Source organism: Sinomonas sp. G460-2, assembly GCF_047759905.1.
In the GTDB taxonomy this organism is placed as follows: domain Bacteria; phylum Actinomycetota; class Actinomycetes; order Actinomycetales; family Micrococcaceae; genus Sinomonas.
In genome coordinates, this window is record NZ_JBKZWT010000241.1 from 1 (window position 1) to 5543 (window position 5543).

The following is a 5543-nucleotide window of genomic DNA, read 5'->3' on the forward strand; positions in this document are numbered from 1 at the left end:
CGACTCGCCGACGTGAGCGCGCCGACCCTCCTCATTGTGGGCGGGGCCGACCGCCAAGTCCTGGGCCTCAATCGCGACGCGGCGGCCCGATTGCGCTGCCAGCACCGGCTCGACGTGATCGCCGGGGCGACACATCTGTTCGAAGAACCCGGCGCGCTCGAGCAGGTCGCCGCGCTCGCGAGCGAATGGTTCACGGGTCACCTCGACCACGCCTAGCCCGGCTTCCTCGCCGGTCTACCCGCCTCCCCCGCCGATCTCCCCGCCTTCGGCGCCCGTCTCACCCACTTCAAGGACGACGACGGCGCGACTCACCGGTGATTCGTAGCGACGCGCCGTGGATTGAAGGCTAAAGCTGGGGAGTTTGGCACAGCTCGTGGGGAAAGCGGCGGAGTCTGGCCGGGTCCGGCACCGAGGATTTGAACAGCCTCCCCTTCAGGCGAGCCCCTGATACGGGTAATGACAGTTCCTCCCAGCTCCACCGATGTGGGACTACCGTCGATTTTCGGGAGCGGGTTTGCTCCTGTGGAACTCCTGGAGGTATCGCATGGCAGATCAGAAGAGCCGAGCGCAGCAGTTGGTGGGCGATGTCGCGCCCAAGTTGGCCGAGCTGACGGACGAGGTGCTGTTCGGCGACGTGTGGGCGAGGCCCGAGTTGTCGCGTCGGGACCGTAGCCTGATCACCGTTGCGGCTTTGACGGCCCTTGGGCGTATCGACCAGCTACGTTCGCACCTCGGCCTGGAGCTGGATAACGGAGTCACCGAAGAGGAGCTGGCTGAGGTCTCCACCCATCTGGCGTTCTACGCTGGATGGCCGGCGGGTATGAGCGCGGCGACCACGTTGAAACAGGTCCTCGATGCCCGCTGAGCCGCAGGGCGGCCGGCAGGAAGGACAGGGAGATCGGTTAACGACGACGGCGACCCCCACCTGTGCGATCAGGTGCGGGCCGCCGTCGGCCGTCGGCCGTTGGTGCGGGTCAGGTCACCAGCCGCGCTCAGCGAGGCGGTGAGGCTGGGGGATGTCGTCGACGTTGATGCCGACCATGGCCTCGCCGAGACCACGGGAGACCTTGGCGATCATGTCCGGGTCGTCGAAGAAGGTCGTGGCCTTGACGACGGCGGCCGCGCGCTGGGCGGGATTGCCCGACTTGAAGATGCCCGAGCCGACGAACACGCCGTCCGCGCCGAGCTGCATCATCATGGCCGCGTCCGCGGGGGTCGCGATCCCGCCGGCGGTGAACAGCACGACCGGGAGCTTGCCCGTCTCGGCGATCTCGCGCACGAGCGCGTACGGGGCCTGGAGCTCCTTGGCCGCGACGTAGAGCTCGTCCTCGGCCATCGTGGTGAGCCGGCGGATCTCGGCTCGGATCTTGCGCATGTGCGTCGTCGCGTTGGAGACGTCGCCCGTGCCGGCCTCGCCCTTCGAACGGATCATGGCCGCGCCCTCGTTGATGCGGCGGAGCGCCTCGCCGAGGTTGGTCGCGCCGCACACGAACGGGACGGTGAACTGCCACTTGTCGATGTGGTTCTCGTAGTCGGCCGGGGTCAGGACCTCGGACTCGTCGATGTAGTCCACGCCGAGGGACTGCAGCACCTGAGCCTCGACGAAGTGGCCGATGCGGGCCTTGGCCATGACGGGGATCGACACGGCGCCGATGATCGCGTCGATCATGTCCGGGTCAGACATGCGCGAGACGCCGCCCTGGGCACGGATGTCCGCAGGCACGCGCTCGAGGGCCATCACGGCGACGGCGCCGGCGTCCTCAGCGATCTTCGCCTGCTCGACGTTGACCACATCCATGATGACGCCTCCCTTGAGCATCTCCGCCATGCCGCGCTTGACGCGGTCGCTGCCGGTGGTGGGAGCCGAGGAGTTTGCTTCAGTAGACACGTACTCGTCTTTCTATTGGCTTCTCACTGGAAGGGGGCCCCTGCGAGAGGGACCTGAAAAAACCTTGGGGTGAACCCCAGTCTATCGCCGCGCGGGGCCCGCCGTGAGCGGTGCGACGCGCCAGAACATCCAGTCTTGGGATGGCCAACTGCACAGCTTGATTCGGCGGGTCCTCAGGCCGGGCCGGACTCGGTGCGGGCCTGGGCGCGCACCGCGAGGATGCGCTGGACGACCGTCACCGCGCTTGCGAGCGCGAGCGCAACGAAAGTCCAGAATAGGAACGGCGTGGGAAGGCCGAGTCCGCACAGGCCCGCGACCACGAGGACGGAAACGAGCCGCTCGGCGCGCTCGGCGATGCCGACGTTCGCCGTGAAGCCGAGCGATTCCGCCTTGGCGCGCGCATAGGAGACGAGGCTGCCGAGCAGGATGGCGACGACGGCGAGGCTCCCCGTCGCGAGATCGTGCCCACCGCCGAGGTACCACAGCGCGAGACCGAGGAAGATCGAGCTGTCCTGAACGCGGTCGAGGGTCGAGTCGAGGAAGCTCCCCCAGCGGCCCGTGCGGCCCGCGATCCGGGCCATGATGCCGTCGACGACGTCTGAGAACACGAAGAGCGTGATCACCACGACGCCCCAAAACAGCTGGCCGAGCGGGAACAGCACGAGCGCGGCGAGGCTCACGCCGGCCGTGCCGGCAAACGTCACAGCATCCGGGGAGACGCCGAGCTTGAGCAGCACGCGGGCGAGCGGCGTGAAGAGGCGCGTGAAGAACTCGCGCGCGTGTCTATTCAGCACTCGTGGCCTTCCCGCCGTCGCGCGCGAGCTCCACCTGGGCGTCCGCACCGCCAGCGGCCCCGTTCTGGGGCCAGGCCTCGGCGATGAGTCCGCGCGTCTCGTCGAGCGTCTGGGTGATCTGCTTGGTCTGGGCGATGATCGGCATGAAGTTGCCATCCCCGCCCCACCTGGGCACCACGTGCTGGTGGAGGTGCGCGGCGATCCCCGCGCCGCCGGCGTCGCCCTGGTTGATGCCCACGTTGAAGCCGTGTGGTCCCGCGACGCTCCGGATCACCCGCATCGCGGTCTGGGTGATCTCGGCCATCTCGGCCGTCTCTTCGGGCGAGATATCCGTGTAGTCCGCGACGTGGCGGTACGGGCACACGAGGAGGTGACCGGGGTTGTACGGGAACAGATTCAGCACGGCGTAGCACATGCGGCCGCGGTAGACGATGAGCGAATCCTCATCGCTCCGCCGCGGGGCGGCGCAGAACGGGCAGTCCTCCTGCTTGCGGAACTGCCCCTGGCCGCCCTTGACGTAGGCCATGCGGTGCGGAGTCCACAGGCGTCCGAACGCGTCCGGGGCCGCGGGCAGCTCGAAGCTGTCCGTGACCTCGGCATCCGGCTGCGGCGTCGGGGCGCCCGTGGACTCCGTCACGTCAGAGGGCCCTCGTCCGGACGGCCTCGACGATGCGCTTGACGGCCTCGTCGACCGGCACGCCGTTGTCCTGGCTTCCGTCGCGGAAGCGGAACGAGACGGCCCCGGCCTCCGCGTCCTCGCCGCCCGCGATGAGGACGAACGGGACCTTGTCCTTGCTCGCGGTGCGGATCTTCTTCGGAAAGCGGTCGCTCGAGGCGTCCACCTCGGCGCGGATGCCCTCGCGCTTGAGGCGAGCGACGACGTCGTCCATGTAGTCGTTGAACGCCTCGGCGACCGGGATCGCGACGACCTGCACGGGGGCGAGCCACGCCGGGAAGGCGCCCGCGTAGTGCTCCGTCAGAACCCCGAGGAAGCGTTCGATCGAGCCGAACTTGGCCGCGTGGATCATGACCGGCTCCTGGCGCGTACCGTCCGCGGCCTGGTACTCGAGGCCGAAGCGCGCCGGCTGGTTGAAGTCGTACTGGACGGTGGACATCTGCCACGTGCGGCCGATCGCGTCGCGTGCCTGGACCGAGATCTTGGGCCCGTAATAGGCGGCCCCGCCCGGATCCGGTACGAGCTCGAGCCCGGTCTCGCGGGCCACACTCTCGAGGACCGCCGTGGCCTCCGCCCACTGCTCGTCGGTGCCGATGAACTTGTCCGACTCGGGGTCACGGGTCGAGAGCTCAAGGAAGAAGTCGTCGAGCCCGAAGTCGCGCAGGAGGGAAAGGATGAAATTCAGGAGGTGCTTGACCTCGCCCGGGGCCTGCTCCTTCGTCACATACGAGTGCGAATCGTCCTGTGCGAAGCCGCGCACGCGGGTTAGGCCATGAACCACGCCAGACTTCTCGTAGCGGTAGACGTGGCCGAACTCGAACAGCCGCATCGGCAGCTCGCGGTAGGAACGGCCCCGCGAGCGGTAGATGAGGTTGTGCATGGGGCAGTTCATGGCCTTGAGCCGGTAGTCCTGGCCCGGCTTCGTGATGTTGCCGTCCTGGTCTCGCTCCTCGTCCACGTGGAGCGGCGGGAACATCGTGTCCGCGTAGTACGGGAGGTGGCCCGAGGTGTGGAAGAGGCCATCCTTCGAGATGTGCGGAGTCCCGACGTACTGGAAGCCCTCCTCGATGTGCCGTTGGCGGACGTAGTCTTCCATCTCGCGCTTGATGATCCCACCCTTGGGGTGGAAGACCGGCAGACCCGAGCCGAGTTCGTCCGGGAAGGAGAACAGGTCGAGTTCCGCACCGAGCTTGCGGTGGTCGCGGCGCTCTGCCTCGGCGATGCGGTCCTGGTACTCCTTGAGGGCCTCCTTGGTGGGCCACGCGGTGCCGTAGATGCGCTGGAGCTGCTTGTTCTTCTCGCTCCCGAGCCAATAGGCGGCGGCCGAGCGGGTGAGCGCGAACGCGTTCGAGATGAGCTTCGTGTTGGGCAGATGCGGTCCGCGGCACAGGTCGCACCAGATCGCCTCACCGCTCTTGCGGTCGACGTTGTCGTAGATGGTGATCTCGCCCGCGCCGACCTCGACGTTCGCGCCCTCCTTCGTGGCGCCCTCCGACTGGTGGTCCTTCGCGCCGAGGATGATGAGCTTGTACGGCTCGTTCGCCATGGCGGCTCCGGCCTCGACCTCGCTCACCGCGCGGCGCTTGAAGATCTGGTTCTGGTTGACGATCTTGAGCATCATCTTCTCGAGGGTCCGGAGATCCTCGGGCGTGAACGGCTCCTCGACGTCGAAGTCGAAGTAGAAGCCGTCCTTGATATACGGGCCGATGCCGAGCTTGGCGTCGGGGCGCAGCTGCTGGACGGCCTGGGCCATGACGTGGGCGGTCGAGTGGCGCAGGACGTTGAGACCGTCCTCCGACGCGATGTCCACGCCCTCGACGACGGCGCCACCCGGGATGGCCTGGTCGAGGTCCTTGAGGACCCCGTCGACGCGAGCGACGACGATTTCGCGGCGGCCCGCGAAGAGCTCCGCCCCCGTGGTGCCCTGCGTCACGGTTCGCTCTTCGCCGTCGACGGTCAAGGTGATCTGCTGGGCATCTGGCACGGGTGTCTCCTCTTCATCTGTCGGCTTCATAGCTTGTGGCATACGGGGACCACAGCCAGCCACCGACAAGACTAGCCGAAACCACGGGCCGGATTCGGCCCCGGCTCACGCCGCCGAGCTGGGCTCGGGGAGCTCCGCCGGGAGGTTCGCGAGCTCGGCATGGCCCATCTCGAGCGGGAGCTGCCCCTCGATCGCGTCGCC

General features: G+C 67.8%; 5 protein-coding genes and 1 pseudogene. 2 read left to right on the top strand and 4 right to left on the bottom strand.

Annotated elements, in window-relative coordinates; translation table 11 throughout:
- Positions 1–216, top strand: a pseudogene (locus ACLN58_RS16975) (hypothetical protein); the annotation flags it as partial.
- Between the two features lie 328 nt (positions 217–544).
- Entirely contained in the window at positions 545–865 is a 321-nt protein-coding gene (locus ACLN58_RS16980) for a carboxymuconolactone decarboxylase family protein (protein WP_415856429.1), read from the top strand.
- Between the two features lie 114 nt (positions 866–979).
- Here ACLN58_RS16980 and pdxS read toward each other — a convergent pair whose 3' ends face one another.
- The 4 genes from pdxS to thrS form a co-directional block, all read right to left on the bottom strand.
- Positions 980–1888 (bottom strand): pyridoxal 5'-phosphate synthase lyase subunit PdxS, encoded by a 909-nt coding sequence (pdxS, locus tag ACLN58_RS16985; protein ID WP_307964441.1) that lies wholly within the window; start codon positions 1886–1888, stop codon positions 980–982.
- Positions 1889–2061: 173 nt separating this feature from the next.
- Positions 2062–2682, bottom strand: coding sequence for a phosphatidylinositol phosphate synthase (pgsA, locus tag ACLN58_RS16990; protein ID WP_415856430.1), 621 nt, complete (start codon positions 2680–2682; stop codon positions 2062–2064).
- The gene (locus tag ACLN58_RS16995) at positions 2672–3319 is read right to left on the bottom strand and encodes an HIT family protein (RefSeq protein ID WP_415856431.1); all 648 of its coding nucleotides are present in this window, start codon (positions 3317–3319) and stop codon (positions 2672–2674) included. Before ACLN58_RS16995 ends, pgsA begins: the two co-directional genes overlap by 11 nt.
- Before the next feature lies 1 nt (position 3320).
- Positions 3321–5342 carry a threonine--tRNA ligase gene (thrS, locus tag ACLN58_RS17000; RefSeq protein ID WP_415856432.1) on the bottom strand — a complete coding sequence of 674 codons (2022 nt, stop codon included), beginning with the start codon at positions 5340–5342 and terminating at the stop codon, positions 3321–3323.
- Positions 5343–5543: the final 201 nt, after the last annotated feature.